Genomic DNA, 1,816 nt, shown 5'->3' on the forward strand with positions numbered 1-1,816 from the left:
TTTCGGTTTCAATATCATCTAAAACCAATTCCATAGTAGCTGGATTTAAAGCAATTTGTCCAGAAGTATATAAAGTGTTGCCTACCAAAACCGCTTGGTTATAAGGACCAATAGGAGCAGGCGCTTTGTCGGTATAAATAATTTTTTTCATGTTGTAAGATTTATTATTGTCTGAAAACGCGGTCTGGTAATTGGCGTTTGTCGTATTTAATATCGCTTAAGATAGAAGATGAAATTCCTATGAAAAAGCCCCAGTAAGTATTAGTTCCAAACGGAACCCAGTTGAAACTCATTCTCCAACTTTCTAAATCTCTTTCAAAACGGAATTGTGTAAACGTAACTCCTTTTTGTACAAAATCATATCCAGATGAAAACCCAACTTTCCATCTTGGCGCTAATTCAATATTTCCAGAAGCCATTAAAGAGTGAGAAGCAATTTCGTCTTGTCGGTTTGAATTGTTATAATTTATAGAATAGGCAATTCTTAAATCCCAAGGTAGTTTTGTATTGTACCATTCAGAATTTTTTTCTTTTTTATCGCCTTCTTTATCTTTTCCAAACAAACTTTGACGATTATCACTTAAATCAGCTCCAACGCCAAATAAATCATCTTCACGACCACCATTTTGAACATTTTGATCAGAAGTATTACTTTTTTTATCGCCATCAGAACTTGAAAAACTATAGTTTAAAGTTAAATTGGCACGAGGTAATCTCAATAAACTTCCTCCGTTATCAATATTAAATTTTTCTATTCTTTTTCCTGAATTATCAATAGCATAAGGGTCAAGTACAGCGGCAAAGTTGATATTCATTTTTTGTTTAAACAATTGTGTTCCACCACTAACTGAAATTTCTTTTAATTTTAATGAATCGGCAGTAAAATCGTAACGTGTAGAAAAGTTTAAATTGTTTAAAAGCATTACTTTTTTAGTTTCACCTTTCTTACTGTTTTTATCTTTTACTTTAGCTTCAAACGTGTTGCTTAAGGATAAATTCATTGTATTGGAAACATTATTTGAAGGCGAACCAAAAAGTCCTCCATCAAATTTCGTATAATCATCAAAATTAATGCCAGTAGCATCTAAAGCATAGCGTTCAAAATATTGATCAAAACTTGGAGTAAAACCATATGAAATATTAGGTCTCATGACATGACGAATAGCTTCAATTTTCTTGTCTTCTCCAAAATTGAATGTTCCGTAAATTGTGGTACCAATACCGGCATTAAAATTATAAGTTCTATAAGATTCAAATCCTTTTTGATCTACAGTAACTACTTTATTTTCTGTAGCACTGTAAAATTTTTCAATTGTGTTAAAAGTCCATACTTCATTGTAATTAGCACTTGCTGAAATACTAAAATATTTAAAAACTTTAAAGTTAGTACTAATAGGAATAGAGTGTTGAAAGCCTGATCTTGCATCTCTAAACATTTGAGGTTTAAAGAATAAAGAATCTGTAGTACGAATTCTATTTTCACCTCTAATATTGTATTGAAAACTAATGTTTTTAATAATTCCTTTTTTGATTCCGTCTCTTGATGCAAAAGGGAAAACACGATCAACACTTGCTTGAAATGTTGGAAGTGTCATATCTATCTGTTGCGTATTTGTATTTTGAGAGTGCGTAGCAGACATAGACATATTTACTTGCGGAACCGTTTGAAAAGTCTTTGAATAGGAAACAGATGAACTTAAATTGTTATTAACTGTTGATCCAATATTATTCAAATTAACAGATTGTCTAAAATATTGACTACTTCCTAAATTTACCGAAGCCGAAAATCTTGAATTTGGCGAAGACTTAGCATCTT

At 31.3% G+C, this 1,816-nt stretch carries 2 protein-coding genes; both read right to left on the reverse strand.

Annotation, left to right across the window (positions count from 1 at the left end; all coding sequences use genetic code 11):
- Window positions 1-151, reverse strand: a 151-nt coding sequence (locus L6Q46_RS13870; protein ID WP_291284809.1) for a Rid family hydrolase, incomplete at its 3' end; no start/stop codon positions are given.
- Window positions 152-164: 13 nt separating this feature from the next.
- A partial coding sequence (locus L6Q46_RS13875; protein ID WP_291284808.1) for a putative LPS assembly protein LptD occupies window positions 165-1,816 on the reverse strand: 1,652 nt, incomplete at its 5' end.

The organism is Flavobacterium sp. (genome assembly GCF_023151265.1).
Lineage (GTDB): Bacteria > Bacteroidota > Bacteroidia > Flavobacteriales > Flavobacteriaceae > Flavobacterium.